This is a genomic window from Kribbella sp. NPDC048837 (genome assembly GCF_055586945.1).
The window spans coordinates 402,268-417,271 of sequence record NZ_JBVJHF010000008.1 but is presented as its reverse complement, the minus strand read 5'-3'; the positions used below and the strand labels follow the sequence as shown (position 1 = coordinate 417,271).

At 69.5% G+C, this 15,004-nt stretch carries 12 protein-coding genes; 8 read left to right on the top strand and 4 right to left on the bottom strand.

Translation table 11 applies throughout. The features are described from left to right. The first annotated feature begins 79 nt into the window (after positions 1-79). Together ACZ6O0_RS34245 and ACZ6O0_RS34240 are read left to right on the top strand one after the other, a co-directional pair. Entirely contained in the window at positions 80-1,306 is a 1,227-nt protein-coding gene (locus tag ACZ6O0_RS34245) for a deoxyguanosinetriphosphate triphosphohydrolase (protein WP_465769172.1), read from the top strand. 51 nt (positions 1,307-1,357) lie between these two features. Continuing rightward, on the top strand, positions 1,358-2,605 hold the full coding sequence (locus ACZ6O0_RS34240; protein ID WP_465769171.1) for an NAD(P)/FAD-dependent oxidoreductase: 1,248 nt from the start codon (positions 1,358-1,360) through the stop codon (positions 2,603-2,605). Here ACZ6O0_RS34240 and ACZ6O0_RS34235 read toward each other — a convergent pair. Further along, positions 2,602-3,417: a TolB family protein gene (locus tag ACZ6O0_RS34235; RefSeq protein ID WP_465769170.1), complete on the bottom strand. Its 816-nt coding sequence runs from the start codon at positions 3,415-3,417 to the stop codon at positions 2,602-2,604. The two genes, ACZ6O0_RS34240 and ACZ6O0_RS34235, sit on opposite strands and share 4 nt — an antisense overlap. A 72-nt stretch (positions 3,418-3,489) precedes the next feature. On the opposite strand from ACZ6O0_RS34235, the gene dnaG reads away from it, so the two are divergent. Further along, positions 3,490-5,397, top strand: coding sequence for a DNA primase (dnaG, locus tag ACZ6O0_RS34230; protein ID WP_465769169.1), 1,908 nt, complete (start codon positions 3,490-3,492; stop codon positions 5,395-5,397). Here dnaG and ACZ6O0_RS34225 read toward each other — a convergent pair. Beyond that, positions 5,394-5,996: a TetR/AcrR family transcriptional regulator gene (locus ACZ6O0_RS34225; RefSeq protein ID WP_465769168.1), complete on the bottom strand. Its 603-nt coding sequence runs from the start codon at positions 5,994-5,996 to the stop codon at positions 5,394-5,396. The two genes, dnaG and ACZ6O0_RS34225, sit on opposite strands and share 4 nt — an antisense overlap. Positions 5,997-6,089: 93 nt before the next feature. On the opposite strand from ACZ6O0_RS34225, the gene ACZ6O0_RS34220 reads away from it, so the two are divergent. The 4 genes from ACZ6O0_RS34220 to ACZ6O0_RS34205 all read left to right on the top strand — a co-directional run bounded on the left by ACZ6O0_RS34220 (position 6,090) and on the right by ACZ6O0_RS34205 (position 11,720). Continuing rightward, a complete protein-coding gene (locus ACZ6O0_RS34220; RefSeq protein ID WP_465769167.1) occupies positions 6,090-7,214 on the top strand; it encodes an FAD-dependent oxidoreductase in 1,125 nt (374 codons plus the stop codon). 126 nt (positions 7,215-7,340) lie between these two features. Continuing rightward, positions 7,341-7,583 (top strand): hypothetical protein, encoded by a 243-nt coding sequence (locus tag ACZ6O0_RS34215; protein ID WP_465769166.1) that lies wholly within the window; start codon positions 7,341-7,343, stop codon positions 7,581-7,583. 1 nt (position 7,584) lies between these two features. Next, positions 7,585-8,271, top strand: a complete 687-nt coding sequence (locus tag ACZ6O0_RS34210; protein WP_465769165.1) for a peptidoglycan-binding domain-containing protein — start codon at positions 7,585-7,587, stop codon at positions 8,269-8,271. 164 nt (positions 8,272-8,435) lie between these two features. Next, positions 8,436-11,720: a S8 family serine peptidase gene (locus ACZ6O0_RS34205; RefSeq protein ID WP_465769164.1), complete on the top strand. Its 3,285-nt coding sequence runs from the start codon at positions 8,436-8,438 to the stop codon at positions 11,718-11,720. A gap of 44 nt (positions 11,721-11,764) precedes the next feature. Here the strand turns inward: ACZ6O0_RS34205 and ACZ6O0_RS34200 are convergent, their stop codons facing one another. Together ACZ6O0_RS34200 and ACZ6O0_RS34195 are read right to left on the bottom strand one after the other, a co-directional pair. Further along, positions 11,765-12,721 carry a calcium/sodium antiporter gene (locus ACZ6O0_RS34200; protein WP_465769163.1) on the bottom strand — a complete coding sequence of 319 codons (957 nt, stop codon included), beginning with the start codon at positions 12,719-12,721 and terminating at the stop codon, positions 11,765-11,767. Positions 12,722-12,775: 54 nt separating this feature from the next. Continuing rightward, positions 12,776-13,411 carry a TetR/AcrR family transcriptional regulator gene (locus ACZ6O0_RS34195; RefSeq protein WP_465769162.1) on the bottom strand — a complete coding sequence of 212 codons (636 nt, stop codon included), beginning with the start codon at positions 13,409-13,411 and terminating at the stop codon, positions 12,776-12,778. 86 nt (positions 13,412-13,497) lie between these two features. Between ACZ6O0_RS34195 and ACZ6O0_RS34190 the strand changes: the two genes are divergently transcribed. After that, entirely contained in the window at positions 13,498-14,970 is a 1,473-nt protein-coding gene (locus tag ACZ6O0_RS34190; RefSeq protein ID WP_465769161.1) for an MFS transporter, read from the top strand. The last annotated feature ends 34 nt before the right edge of the window (positions 14,971-15,004 follow it).

Here is a 15,004-nt window from a genome sequence, read left to right as displayed (position 1 = left end):
CCCGGGACGTCGGATCCAATGCGGTCTGCTCGACGCTTGTTCACCGAACTGTCGGTGGTCGCCGCTACTGTGAGCAGTGATGAGGAAGCAGCATGAGTGGTACGACGAGCATGACGCCGAGCGATGGGTCGCCGAGCCGGTCAAGCGGCCGGGGCGGACGGCGTTCGCGCGTGATCGTGCCCGCGTGCTGCACAGTGCGGCGTTGCGGAGGCTGGCCGCCAAGACGCAGGTGGTGACGGCCGGTAGCGACGACTTCGTCCGCAACCGGCTGACCCACAGCCTCGAGGTCGCGCAGATCGGTCGCGAGCTGGCCGCGACCCTCGGCTGCGATCCGGACATCGTCGACGCCGCCTGCCTGTCCCATGATCTGGGGCACCCGCCGTTCGGGCACAACGGCGAGCGGGCGCTCGACCAGGTCGCCGCGAACATCGGCGGGTTCGAAGGGAACGCGCAGACGTTGCGTCTGCTGACAAGGCTTGAGTCGAAGACGTTCGACGCCGACGGCCGCAGCGTCGGGCTCAACCTCAGCCGGGCCACGCTCGACGCGGCCACCAAGTATCCGTGGCCCCGGCGCGGCGGAGAACGCAAGTTCGGAGTGTACGACGACGATCTCGCGGTCTTCACGTGGTTGCGTCAGGGCGTCGGCGAGCGCCGCTGCCTGGAGGCGCAGGTGATGGACTTCGCCGACGACGTGGCGTACTCGGTGCACGACGTCGAGGACGGGATCGTTGCCCACCACATCGATCTCGCGGCGGTCGGCGCGGACCGGGCGCCGTACTGGGAGATCGTCCGGCGGCTGTATTTGCCGGAGGCAACCGATGCGGAGCTGGACGAGGGCTGGGCGCGGCTGACGGCGCTGAACTACTGGCCGGGCGGGCGGTTCGACGACAGCCGGCGGGCGCTCGGCGGGCTGAAGGACCTGACCAGCCAGCTGATCGGACGCTTCGCGACAGCCGCCGAGCAGGCGACGCATGCGGTCTTCGGCCGCTCCCGCCTGATCCGGTACGAGGCCGACCTGGTCATCCCCGACGGCATCCGGGTGGAGATCGGTCTGCTCAAAGGCGTCGGCATGTTCCACGTCCTCGACTCACCCGAGCGGCAGGCCCGCCGCGCCTCCCAGCGCGAGCTCCTCACCGAGCTCGTCGAGGCCCTCTGGAAGACGGCACCCCGCCACCTGGACGCCGCTTTCCGGTCCGACTTCACCGAGGCCCCCGACGACCACACCCGCCTCCGCGTCATCGTCGACCAGGTCGCCTCCCTCACCGACCCCTCAGCCCAGACCTGGCACGCCCAGCTCGTCCACTGAGTACTGACTCGGTGGGTACGCGACACGGTCTCGCGCACTAGAGTCGGCTGCATGACAGACGCAGACCAGCAACCCATTGTCATCGTCGGTGCGAGCCTCGCGGGAGCGACCGCGGCGGAGACGCTGCGGACCGAAGGCTGGAGCGGCGGCATCGTCCTGATCGGCAGTGAGAACGCCCTGCCGTACGAGCGACCGCCGCTGTCCAAGGGGGTGCTGCTCGGCAAGGACCAGACGGACGTGGCCCAGCTGCACGACCAGCAGTGGTACGACGACAACACGATCGAGCTGCGCCTCGGGCAGACCGTCACCGCCATCGATCCCGCCGCCCACACGGTCACCCTCGACGACGGTTCCCAGGTGTCCTACGCCAAGCTGCTGATCGCCACCGGCAGCCGCGTCCGGAAGCTCGACATACCGGGTGCCGACCTTCCGGGCATCCACTACCTGCGGACGGCCGAGGAGTCACAGGCCCTGACCGACGCGTACGCCGCCAAGCCGCGTGTCGTCGTGGTCGGCGCGGGCTGGATCGGGTTGGAGGCGGCCTCGGCTGCTCGCGAACGTGGGTGTGAGGTCACGGTCGTCGAGCCGCAGTCGACCGCGCTGGCCGCGGTCCTCGGCGAAGAGATCGGCGAGTTGTTCGCCGAGTTCCACCGGCAGCACGGGGTCCAGTTCCGGTTCGGCGCCGGCGTCGAGGGCTTCGAGGGCACCGACGAGGTGAGCGGGGTGCGGCTCGCCGGTGACGAGGTGCTTCCGGCGGACCTGGTGGTCGTCGGCGTCGGCGTACAGCCGAATGTCGAGCTGGCCGCGGAGGCCGGCATCGAGGTCGCGACCCGCGAGAACGGCTCGGGCATCGTGACCGGCCCGGACCTGCGGACCTCGGCCGCGGACGTGTACGCCGCCGGCGACGTGGTGCGGTGGGCCCACCCGCTGTTCGGGCGGCCGGTGCGGGTAGAGCACTGGCAGAACGCGAAGGACACCGGCGAGTCGGCCGCGAAGGCGATGCTCGGCCAGGACGTTGCGCACGACGCGATCCCGTACTTCTTCACCGACCAGTTCGACCTCGGCATGGAGTACGCCGGTGACGTTCCGCGCGGTATGTCGTACCAGGTCGTCCTGCGCGGCGACCCGGCCTCCGGTGCCTATTTCGCGTTCTGGCTGGACGACGACCGGCATGTCCTCGCCGGCATGCACGTCAACAACTGGGACACGATCGACGCGATCCAGGCTCTGATCCGCTCCGGCAAGCAGGTCGACCCGGCCCGCCTCGCCGACACCTCGGTGGAGCTGGCGGACGTCTAGAGCGGGTAGGCGACGTACGCGAAGGCGGTGCTGTCCGGCGACCAGCTCGGCACGTTCATCGTGCCCTGGCCGCCGAACAGTGTCGCGATCTCCCTGATCTCACCGCCGGCGGTGAGCAGCCGCACCCGGACGTCCTCGATATCGGCGGGATGCCCCTCGGTGCCGGGCGGGAAGCTGACGTAGGCGGTCGCGGAGCAGTCCGGTGCCGGATGCGGGAACCAGTTCACCCGCTCGTCGAAGGTCAGCTGTTCGATCTCACCACCCCCGATCCTGAACAACTGGGCGTGGCCGGCTCTTTCCGAGTTGAAGTAGATCCACTTTCCGTCCGGGCTGTACTCGGACCCGTCGTCCGCGTGCTCGTCGTCGGTGATCTGTACGTCGTCACCGCCGGCCGCCGGAATCGTCCACACGTTGGTGATCCGGCGCCCGTCCACGTGCTCCAACCCGATGTACGCCAAGGTCGTGCCGTCCGGCGAGACCCCGTGCAGGTAGTGGTGGAACCCGGGTCCCCGATCGTTGGTCACCCGACGCGGCCGGCCGCCCTCGAGCGGTACGGCGTACAGATGTCCGTCGTCGGCCGACACGTAGACCGTCGTCCCGTCCGGACTCACCACATGGTCGTTGTTGATCGCCGGCACCCCGCCGAGGTCGATCTCCTCGAGCCCGTCGGCGACCCGGAACAGCCGTCCGTCCCCGTTGACGATGAGCTCGCCGCCGGGCGTCCAGTTGGGCGCTTCGAAGAGCAGATCGGGGGAGCTGTACACCAGGCGGCGCTCGCCGGTGGACACCTCGACGACGTAGAGCTCGGACACTTGACCAGGGCGAAGAGTACGCGGCACGGCATCCAGGTTAAGTCCACCCGGCCGGCGTCGTAGACTCGCGGGGTGGCAGGCCGGATCAAGGACGAGGACATCGCGCTGGTGCGCGAGCGGGCCCGGATCGACGACATCGTCGGCTCGTACGTGACCTTGAAGAACGCCGGCGGTGGTTCGCTCAAGGGGTTGTGCCCGTTCCACGACGAGAAGTCGCCGTCGTTCAACGTCACCCCGGCGCGGGGGTTCTTCTACTGCTTCGGCTGCCAAGAGGGCGGCGACGTCATCGACTTCATCCAGAAGATCGACCAGATCAGCTTCCACGAAGCGGTCGAGACGCTGGCCGCCAAGGTCGGCATCCAACTGCGGTACGACGAGTCCGGCGCGCCGATCCAGCGCGGTCCGGGCAACCAGCGGCCCCGGCTGGTCGAGGCGCACAAGGTCGCCGCGGAGTACTACGTCGAGCAGCTGTTCGGCGCGGCCGACGCAGCGCCCGGCCGGCAGTTCCTGGACAAGCGCGGCTTCGACAAGGACGCCGCCGTCCACTTCGGCGTCGGGTTCTCGCCGCGCGGCGGTGAGGCGCTGACCAACCACTTGCGCGGCCGCGGCTTCACGAACGCGGAGCTCGTCGCAGCCGGCCTGTCCGCCGAAGGACAGCGCGGCCTGTACGACCGGTTCCGCGGCCGGCTGATGTGGCCGATCCGGGACGCGTCCTCGGACGTGATCGGGTTCGGTGCCCGTCGGTTGTTCGACGACGACCGGATCGAAGCGAAGTACCTGAACACTCCCGAGACCCCGATCTACAAGAAGTCCAAGGTTCTGTACGGCGTCGACCTCGCCCGCCGCGAGATCGCCAAGGGCCGCCAGGCCGTGGTCGTCGAGGGCTACACCGACGTGATGGCCTGCCACCTGGCGGGCGTGCAGACGGCGGTCGCCACCTGTGGGACGTCGTTCGGCGACGACCACGCGCGTGTACTGCGGCAGCTGCTGCTCGACCATGACCAGTTCCGTGGTGAGGTGATCTTCACCTTCGACGGTGACGAGGCCGGTCAGCGTGCGGCGCTGAAGGCCTTCGCCGGCGACCAGGCGTTCGCCTCGCAGACGTACGTCGCCGTGGAGCCGGACGGACTGGATCCGTGCGACCTGCGGCTGGAGAAGGGTGACGCCGCGGTCCGCGAGCTGATCGGGCGGCGGGTTCCGCTGTACCGGTTCGTGCTCACCAACGTGCTGTCGAAGTACGACCTGGATCGCGCGGACACGCGGATCGACGCGCTCCGCGAGGCGGCCCGCCTGGTGATCAGCATCCGTGACCGGTCGAAGGTGGACGCGTTCACCCGCGAGCTCGCCGGGCAGCTCGGGATGGAGGTCGACCAGGTCCGCTCCGAGGTGTACCGGGCGGCGTCCCGGCCGGCGCCGGCGGCCGCGCCGTCCAACGATCGCGGGCCGGTCGTCGTCCAGACCGAGGCTCCCGCTCCTCCGCCGCGGGTGGACATCCCGTCGCCGCGGGACCAGCGGTTCGTGATCGAGTGGGACGTGCTGAAGGTCGCGATGCAGCATCCGGCGCTGGTCGGCGTCGCGTTCGACGAGCTCGACGACCACGACTTCACGCATCCGTGGCTGGCCGCGATCCGGGTCGCGATGGCGAAGGTGGGCGGTCCGGCCGCCGCGGCTCCCGGTGAGGCGTGGGTGGTCGCCGTACGCGATGCCATCGGCAACGATCCGGCCGCGGCGGTGGTGAGCGCGCTGGCCGTGGATCCGTTGCGGCTCGGACGCGAGCCCGACGAGCCGTATGCGCAGGCGTTGCTGGCCCGGTTGCAGGAGCTGACCTGTGCGCGCCGGATCCAGGACCTGAAGTCCAAGCTGCAGCGGACGAATCCGATCGACCGCGCCGACGACTACAACCGGATGTTCGGCGAGCTGATCGCGCTCGAGGCGTACCGCGCCGACCTGCGCAAGACGGCGATCTCGGGCGCGCTCTAGTCCTTCTCGGCCAGATGTGACACGAGCCGGGCGGCCTGCTCGGTGTACCGGTCGGCGAAGTCGGCGGCGTCAGGATCCAGGCCGAGGGCACGGGCGATCTGCGGGAACACGACCGGTGCCGCGGCCAGGCCGAACAGTGCGAGTCCGACGTACGCCGGATCCAGGTCGGCCGCGAGCTCTCCGTCGGCCTGCCGTTGGCGGAAGTCGGCGAGCATTCCCTCGAAGCGGGCGGTCCGTCCTTCGTCGTTCCCGCCGGTGTCGCTGTCCACGCCTTCACGGACCAGCAGCCGGAGCATGTCGGGCTGCGCCATCGCCGCGCGGGCGTAGGCACCGACCACCTCGCCGAGGGTGCCGGCGTCGGCGGTGATCGTCGGCTCGCTCGCCCGCCACTGCTCGGCGACCGCGCGGTAGAGACCCTCCTTGCCGCCGAAGTAGTACGAGATCAGCTGCTTGTTGACCCCGGCCCGCCGGGCGATCTCGCTGACCCGCGCGCCGCTGAAGCCGTGCGCGCCGAACTCGGCGACGGCCGCGTCCAGCAGCTGCTGCCGGCTCCGCTCGGCGTCGCGCTGCCGCTCGTCGGGTCCTGGTGATCTCCGCACGCAGTGATGGTAGCGGACTGCCAACCAGCGTGCTAACTTAATCAACCATACGGATGATAAAGTCGTCGGAACGGTTGATTAGGGAGAGTTGTGATGCGAGTAGCGGTCGTCGGTGCGGGGATCGGTGGGCTGGCGCTGGCTCAGGGATTGGCCGAGGCGGGCGTGGACGTGCAGGTGTACGAGCGGGATCCGTCGCCGCGGCATCGCAAGCAGGGGTACCGGATCCACATCAGCCCGGTCGGGGAGGAGGCGCTGGCCTCGATGCTGCCGGAGGTCGTCCGTCGTCGTGTCATCGAGACCGCGACGCATCCCGGGGATCTGCTCGCCGGGTTCGACAGCCAGTTGAAGCCGATGTTCGAGCAGGTCTTTCCGGGTGGCGGGCCGGACAGGGTGACCGCGGTCGATCGGTATGCGTTCCGGCGGGCGCTGATGACAGGGCTCGACGACGTCCTCGTGTTCGGCAAGGAGTTCGTGTCGTACGTCGCTGACGGCGACGGGGTCGGGATCCGGTTCGCGGACGGGACTTCGGCGACTGCCGACGTACTGGTCGGGGCGGATGGTGTCGGATCGCGCGTCCGGGCTCAGGTGGTGCCGGACTTCGAGGTGGCCGACATCGGCGTGCGGTGCATCTACGGCAAGGTGCCGCTGACCCCGGCGGTGAAATCCCTTGTACCACAGGCGTTCCTGCGCGGTTTCAGCTTCGTCACCAACGGGCGCGGGGCGGGTGCGGCGTTCGCGCCGGTGCTGTTCCGGACACCGCCGGAGGAGTACGGCGACTACCTGATGGCGGTCCTCACCGGAACGAACGCCGTACTCGGATGCGCCGATGACGAACTCTTCACGATGTCCCCGGCCGACCTGTGGAGCATCGTCACCCGCGTGACCGCGTCGTGGCACCCGACCGTCCGCGAGTTGGTCGCGTCCGCGGAGGTCGACGCCGCGTTCCCCATCACGCTCCGGACCTGCAAGCAGGTCGCCACGTGGCCCGTCTCCCGCGTCACCCTGCTCGGCGACGCCATCCACCCGATGACCCCCGCCGCCGGCGCCGGCGCCAACACCGCCCTCTGGGACGCCGCCCGTCTGACCCGGGCACTGACCGGCGAAACCCCACTCCTCGAGGCCCTCACGTCGTACCAGCAAGAAGTAACCCCCCACGGCCAAGCCGCCGTCACCGAGTCTCTCCACAACGCAGAACGCCTGTTCGGCCCGCGATCGTGAGGCCGGCCGGAGGCCGGCTGGGAATCTGAGGGTTCCTGCCGCGGATCTGAGGGTTTCCTTCGGATGTTGCAAACGGTGGCGTGAGAGTAGTTATTGGAGTACCAGCAAACAGGGGGAGGTTTCGCGATGAGCGAGGTAGTGGTCGACAGTTCACAATCTGTCGACGAGTTGGACGAAAGTACGCTGCTGCCGTTGAACAAGTCGGCGGGGGTGGTGGCGGATGACCCGGCGCTCGACAGCGAGTTCGCCGAGCCGGGCGGGAACAGCGACGAGGTCGCCTTGGAACCGGGCGAGGAGCCGGGGCAGGAGACCCGGCCGGACGATGCCGTGAAGTCGGCCGACGAGGTCGATCCGGACGGAGGGCAGTGAGATGGCGATCCGCACCGGGCAAGCTGCGATCAACTTCGCTACGGGACAGGTGACCAACCCGAGCCAGGATTGGTTCCGCCAGTGTCTGGTCTTCGTCCGGAAGTGCTTCAACGTCGGACCGCTGTACGGGTCGGCCGAGAAGGGCTACTTCGGGGCCGACCTCAGGCACGGCACCACCAGTACGCCGCCACTCGGAGTCCCCGTCTGGTGGACCAACGGAGGTGACGGGCACGTCGCCATCAGCGCCGGCGACGGGACCTGCTTCAGCAACGACATCAAGCGGCGCGGCAAGATCGACAGGGTTGCGATCTCGTTCATCACCCGCACCTGGGGACAGCGGTACCGCGGCTGGAGCGAGGACGTCAACGGAGTCCGGGTCTGGCGACCCGGGTCTCCGATACCGTTGCCGGTCGTCGACCTCAGCAACGTCATCGACGCCGCCCGCCGTGACCAGTTCCGTCCGAGTGGGGACGGGCTGCACAAGCGCGACGTGCTGATCGTCGAGAAGGCGCTGCGGCACCAGGGCCTCAAGCCGCCGGAGTTCGTCGACGGCTACGCCGGCACCGAGTTCCGCAAGGCCTACGCGCTCTTCCAGAAGGCCACGGTCCCACCGCCGTTCGACGGGATCCCGGGGAGGCTGAGCCTGACGAAACTGGGTGCACGCAACGGCTTCCGCGTCATCGACTGACGCCACGCCACCCAGAACCGCCGGCGGGCGGCCGCACGCCCGCCGGCGATTCGCCGCGCCCCTCGAGGCGGGAGCGGCGAGCCAGTTCTGGGCCGAGGTCTTGCGTTGACCGGGGTGACAGGGTCCACTGCTGGCAGCTCATCGGGCCAGGGGAGGACCGCCACATGACTCTGTCGACGATGCCTGCGTACCGCCGGAAGGCGCGGCTTGCTGCCGTGCTCGCCACGGTGCTCGGGTTGGCAACCGCCACCGTCACCACCGTTCCAGGGGCCGCGGCACAACCGCGGGGAACCGACCACGCCACCACCGCCGCCACCGATCCACATCCGAAGTCGGACCAGGACCTCGGCGACACCGACCGCGCGCGGATCGCCGCGGCGCAGGCCGCCGGCAAGAAGACCGTGACGCTGCTGGTCGCGGCCCAGCGAGACCGGATGTCGGCCGCCGCGGACCAGCTGCGCGCTCTCGGCGGGGTCGTGCTGAAGACCGACGCGACCGTCGACTACCTCAAGGTCGAGATGCCCGTCGGCAAGGCCGAGCAGGCCGCCAAGGCGAGCGCGGTCGAGGCCGTCGACGTCGACGGCCTGTTCAAGATGGACGATCCGCAGCCGGACGGGACCCAGCTGCCGATCCCGCAGACACCGCCCAGCGCGACCACGCCGCGGGTCAACCCGTACCTGCCGACCGGCGACACCCAGGCCGCGCAGTTCGCCCTGGCCAACCCGAAGTGGGACGGCCGCGGCACCAAGATCGCGATCCTGGACTCCGGCATCGATCTCGACGTACCGGCCCTGAAGACCACGACGACCGGGCTGCCGAAGATCGTCGACTGGTACAACGCGAACTCCCCGACCTCGGGTGACGCGACCTGGATCAGTACGACGGGACGCTTCAACGGCACGTTCACGGCCGGCGGCCGGACCTGGACCGCACCGGCGACGGGTGGTCCGTACGCGCTCGGTCTGCTCCGTGAGGCGGCCGGCGAGCTGGCCCAGGGCGAGCTCGGCGGCGACATCGACCGGGACGGCGTGACCGCCGAGTCGATCGGCGTCCTGCAGGACCGTACGACGAAGCGGGTGTACGTCGACACCGACCAGGACGGCGACTTCACCGACCAGACCTCGATGATCGACTTCAAGGTCAATCGCGACACGGGTCACCTCGGCACCGACAACCCGGCGACGGCCGTCAACGAGAGCGTCCCGTTCGTCGTGGTCACCGATCGCTCGGTGTACAACCCGGACTCCGACGCGGGCTCGGTGGTCAACCTGGGCATCGCCGGTGCGCAGCACGGTACCCACGTCGCCGGCATCACCGCCGCCAACGGCCTGTTCGGCGGCCAGATGAGCGGCGCGGCTCCGGGCGCGCAGCTGATGGCGGTCAAGGTCTGCCTGACCACCACGTCCTGTACGACGAGCGGCCTGATCGACGGCGTGCTGTACGCCGCGCACAACGGCGCCGACGTCGTGAACATCTCGATCGGCGGTCTGCCGGGGCTCAACGACGGCAACAACGCCCGGGCGGAGCTCTACAACCGGACGATCGACGAGTTCAACATGCAGATCTTCCTCTCGGCCGGCAACAGCGGCGCCGGGGCGAACTCCGTCGGCGATCCGGCGGTGGCCACCAACTCGATCGCGGTCGGCTCGTACATCACGAGGGCGACCTGGCTCGCGAACTACGGCTCGGATCCCTTGAACAGCAAGGGCTTGCACCCGTTCTCGTCGCGCGGCCCGCGGGAGGACGGCGGCTTCAAGCCGGACGTCATCGCGCCGGGTTCGGCGATCTCCACCACGCCGCTCTGGCAGCCCGGTGGTCCGGTGGCCGGCACGTACACCCTGCCGCCCGGCTACTCGATGCTGAACGGCACCTCGATGGCTGCTCCGGAGACCACGGGCGCCGGTGCTCTGCTCGTCAGCGCTTACAAGGCGACGTTCGGGACCCGGCCGACCGCGGCCGCTCTGCGGAGCGCGATCCGGTCGAGTGCGGCGTACCAGAGTCAGCTCGGCGCTTACGAACAAGGCGCAGGTCTGGTCCAGGTGACGGCTGCCTGGAAGCAGCTTCGCGCCGGGCAGCGGCCGAACGCGATCACCGCGTCCGTTCCGGTGAACACCGTGCTCAGTGGTCAGCTGGCGACGCCGGACGTCGGTGTCGGCATCCACGATCGTGAGGGCGTCACCCGTGGGGTCAAGTACGTCCGCACGTACACCCTGACCCGGACGACCGGGCTCAACCTGCCGATACCGCACCTGGTGCGGTGGGTAGGCAACGACGGCACCTTCACGTCGCTGCCCTTGGTGTTCCTGCCGTTGAACAAGGCGGTCTCGTTCTCCGTCCAGATCAACCCGTCCAGTACGGGCGCCCACTCGGCGGTCCTGCAGCTCGACGACCCGACCACTCCTGGCGTCGACCTGATGACGATGAACTCGGTGTTCGTGCCGGCCGACCTGACGGCGGCCAACGCGTACACGTTCCAGGCCAGCGGCAAGGTCGGGCGGGACGCGACCCGCAGCTACTTCGTCCGCGTGCCGGCCGGCACGAGCGCGCTCAAGGTGGACCTGACCGGCGGCGGCGACCAGGCCGGCGCGGGGCAGATCCGCTTCCTGCGGTACAGCCCGCAGGGTCTGCCCGTGGACAGCAACGCGAGTACGAGTTGCTACGACCCGGACGCCGGCGCAGGTTGTGCGGGTGGCTCACCGCATAGCCGTACGTTCGTCAACCCCCAGCCGGGCGTCTGGGAGGTCGTCGTCGAGGCACGCCGTACGTCGGACGTCAAGGAAGCGCCCTTCGGCCTGACCGCGACAGTCCTCGGTACGACGATCTCGCCGAACCCGGACGTGGTGTCGTCAGTGGCGCTCGGCGTACCGGTCACTCGCAACTACACGGTCTCCAACCAACTCGCCGGCTTCACCGGCCGGCTCGTCGGCGGCGGCTCGTTGGCCAGCACGCAGACCCAGCGTCCGACGATCGCCCACCTGGCGACGCAGACGTTCGACGTCACGGTGCCGGCAGGTGTCACGTCGTACACGATCCGCACCGGGAACTCGTCCGATCCACAGGCCGACATCGACCTCCTCGTCTACCGCTGCGCCCCGACCTGCGTCCTGGTAGGAGCCAGCGGCGGCGCGACGGCCGTCGAACAGGTGACGCTCGCCAACCCGGTCGCGGCGCTGTACAGGATCGAGGTCGACGGGTTCAACGTGCCGAGCGGCAGTACGGCGTACGACCTGGTCGACTCCTACGTCGCGCCGGCACTCGGCACCCTGGTGAGCGCGGACACCAACGCGCTGCACCCGTCAGGCTCGTCGTGGTCGCCCACCGCGACCCTGACCGTCAACGCCGACCCGGGCGCCGGCCGGACCATCACCGGCACCCTCACCGTCCAAACCGACACCAACGCCACCATCGGCGCCGGCTCCGTGATCGTGAACGCGGTCACCGGGCCTTAGCCCTCGAAGCCGTCGGCGGACGCTCCCGCGTCCGCCGACGGCTGTCACGTCCGGGTGATGAGGAGCCAGGCGAGGTAGGCGAGGTAGGCCGCGACGAAGACACCGCCTTCGGTGCGGGTGATGCGGCGGCCGGACATGAAGACGGGTATGCAGGCGACCGCGGCGCCGACCATCAGCAGGAGGTCGCCGCCGATGATCTCGTCGGGGACGTCGACGACGCTGGGTGATACGAGGATCGTGATGCCGAGGATGATCGCGATGTTGTAGACGCTCGAGCCCAGGAGGTTGCCCAAGGCAATGTCCCGGTTGCCTCGGAGCGTGGAGACGATCGTGGTCACGAGCTCGGGAGCCGACGTACCGATCGCGATGATGGTCAGTCCGATGACGGCGTCGCTGACGCCCAGGTCCCGGGCGGCGTCGACGGCGCCGTCGACGAGGAGCGTCGCGCCGATCACGATGACGGCGATGCCGACGAGGAGGCTGACGATGTGCAGCCAGGGCCGCTGCTGTGGCGCGTCGGTGTTCGCCTGGTACTCCGCCTGGACGGCGGGCGTCTCCTGCCGGCTGGTGCGCAGTACCGCGAGGGTGTAGCCGATTCCGAGCAGCACGAGGATGACGCCGTCGATCGTGCTGAGGACGCCGTCGAGGGCGACGAGCAGGAGCACGAGCGAGGCCGCGGTCATGCAGGGCAGGTCGAAGCGGATCGTGCGGGTGTCGAGGGTGAGGGGGCTGATCAGGGCGCTGAGGCCGAGGATCAGCAGGATGTTGACCAGGTTGGTGCCGACGATGTTGCCGACGGCGAGGCCGGCGTTGCCTTGCCGTGCGGCGTCGATGCCGATGGCGAGTTCCGGCATGCTGGTGCCGAGGGACACCACCGTGACCCCGACGACGATCGGCGCGATGCCGAACCGTAGGGCCAGGCCCGTTCCGCCGCGAACCAGCAGCTCGGCTCCACCCAGGAGCCCGATCAGACCGCCGATGATCAGCAGCGCGCTCGACATCCACTCACGGTCTCACGCCCCCTGACAGCGGACCAGTCCACGCCGGACCAGCGGTCAGGCTCGCCAGCGGTCGGCCAGCTCCTCAGTGCTGGGCGGCGGTCCGGGGAGCTCCGAACCGCCGTCCGGTCGTTCGCCGGGCCGACGCATCGCCTCCAGCATCAGCGTGAGGTACCGATGCCGGAGCTGGTTCGTCCGCGCCTCGTCGCCGAGCTTGATCGACGTGATCTGCTCCAGGATCATGCCGAAGTCCTCGACCACGATCCCCGGCCGGAGGTAGTCCTTCGTCCGCGCGTAGATGGCCTGGTTCAGCTCAGCCGCCCGGGCGGCGTCCTGCCAGAGGTCGGGTGTCGGGGTGAACGTGCCGGCCAGCCGCTGGGTCAGTGAGTTGGTGTCGGCGTCGACCAGCGCGTGCAGGAACGCTCCGAACGCGACCCACGGATCGCGGTCGTCGGCGAGCGCTTTCTCCGACTCCTCGATGTACCGGCCCAGGCCGTCGCTGCAGAGCTTGCGGAGCAGCTCCTCCTTGCTCGCGTACCGCCGGTAGAGCGCGCTGATACCGACCCCGGCGCGCTCCGCCACCGCGGAGATCGGGGCGCCGGGGTCGGCGATGAACACCGCCCGGGCCGCGGCCAGGATCACGCCGTCGTTGCGGGCCGCCTGCGCCTGCCGGCCACTGAGAGCTTTCGTCATGTGACCACAATAGCACTTGAACGGAATGCTCCGTTCCGTTAGAGTTGGAACAGAACATTTCGTTCCGTTTGGACCTGGAGCCGATGATGACCGCAGTCGCAGAACTCCCCGCCAGCCAAGCAGCCGTCCCCGAGGCCACCCCGCAGCGCAAGCGCTGGTTCGCCTTCTCCGCGGTCATCACCGCGTCGGTGATGGATCTCCTCGATTCGACCGTGATGAACGTCGCGGCTCCCGCCATCCGCGCGGACCTCGGCGGCTCCTACGCGAGCCTCCAGTGGATGGCCGCCGGGTACACGATGGCCCTGGCCGTCCTGCTCCTGGCCGGCGGGCGCCTCGGTGACCTGCTCGGCCGGAAGCGCGCGCTGCTGATCGGCGTCGGCGGGTTCACCGTGACCTCGTTCCTCTGCGGCCTGGCGGTGTCGTCGGAGATGCTGATCGGCGCGCGGGTCGCTCAGGGCGCGTTCGCCGCGATCATGCTGCCGCAGGGCTTCGGGCTGGCCCGGGACCTGTTCGCACCGGGCGAGCGGGCCAAGGCGTTCGGGTTCTTCGGTCCGGTGATGGGTCTGTCGGCGGTGATCGGCCCGATCGTCGGCGGCACGCTGCTCGACGCGGATCTGCTGGGCATCGGCTGGCGGGCGATCTTCCTGGTGAACATCCCGATCGGCATCTTCACCTTCCTCGTCGCGGCCAAGTACCTGCCGGACACCCAGCCCATCGGCCGCCGGATCTCGCTGGACATTCCCGGCCTGCTGATCGCCGGCGCCGGCCTGGTCGCCCTGGTCTACCCGCTGGTGCAGGGTCACGAGATCGGCTGGCCGCTGTGGTCGAAGGCGCTGCTGATCGCCTCGGTGCCGATCCTCGCCGGGTTCGGCGTCTACCAGTCCCGCCGGCAGCGCGTCGGCGCGACCACGCTGATCGAGCCCCGGCTGCTGCGGAGCCGCGCGTACCTGTCCGGTGTGTTCTTCGCGGTCGTCTTCTTCGGTGCGATGGCCGGCACGTTCGTGCTCGGGATGTTCCTCCAGGTCGGCCTCGGCTACACCCCGATCCACGCGAGCCTCGCGATGGCGCCCTGGGCGTTCGGGGCGCTGATCGGCTCGGCGGTCTCCGGGATCACGATGCAGAAGTACGGTCGAAAGTTGCTCCACGCCGGCCTCGCGCTGATGGCGGTCGGCCTGATCGGGCTGTACGGCGTACTCGCGCTCTCCGGGCTGAACGTCGGGCACTGGGATCTCGTCGCACCCAACCTGATCGGTGGGACCGGGATGGGGATGGTCTTCGTCCCGCTGTTCGACATCATCCTGAGCGGCGTCCGCGACGAGGAGGTCGGCTCGGCCACGGGCATGCTGGGCTCTCTCGAGCAGGTGGGCATCGCGCTCGGTATCGCGGTGATCGGCTCCATCTTCACGGGCAAGGTGGCCCACGCCGCCCCCGCCATCCGCCCGTCGGCCGCCCTCGACGGTACCCAGACCGCCCTCCTCGCAACCACCGGCGGCATCGTCCTCGCCTTCGCGATCGCCTTCCTGCTCCCGAAGACCGCTCGCACCGGCACCGAGCACTGACCCCCGGCCGGCCTGCGAGGCGCCGCTTCAGCGG

Coding starts and splice junctions, on each gene's coding strand:
- ACZ6O0_RS34240 (WP_465769171.1), top strand. CDS start 1,358: ATGACAGACGCAGACCAGCAACCCATTGTCATCGTCGGTGCGAGCCTC.
- ACZ6O0_RS34245 (WP_465769172.1), top strand. CDS start 80: ATGAGGAAGCAGCATGAGTGGTACGACGAGCATGACGCCGAGCGATGG.
- ACZ6O0_RS34190 (WP_465769161.1), top strand. CDS start 13,498: ATGACCGCAGTCGCAGAACTCCCCGCCAGCCAAGCAGCCGTCCCCGAG.
- ACZ6O0_RS34200 (WP_465769163.1), bottom strand. CDS start 12,721: ATGTCGAGCGCGCTGCTGATCATCGGCGGTCTGATCGGGCTCCTGGGT.
- ACZ6O0_RS34205 (WP_465769164.1), top strand. CDS start 8,436: ATGACTCTGTCGACGATGCCTGCGTACCGCCGGAAGGCGCGGCTTGCT.
- ACZ6O0_RS34195 (WP_465769162.1), bottom strand. CDS start 13,411: ATGACGAAAGCTCTCAGTGGCCGGCAGGCGCAGGCGGCCCGCAACGAC.
- ACZ6O0_RS34210 (WP_465769165.1), top strand. CDS start 7,585: ATGGCGATCCGCACCGGGCAAGCTGCGATCAACTTCGCTACGGGACAG.
- ACZ6O0_RS34215 (WP_465769166.1), top strand. CDS start 7,341: ATGAGCGAGGTAGTGGTCGACAGTTCACAATCTGTCGACGAGTTGGAC.
- ACZ6O0_RS34220 (WP_465769167.1), top strand. CDS start 6,090: ATGCGAGTAGCGGTCGTCGGTGCGGGGATCGGTGGGCTGGCGCTGGCT.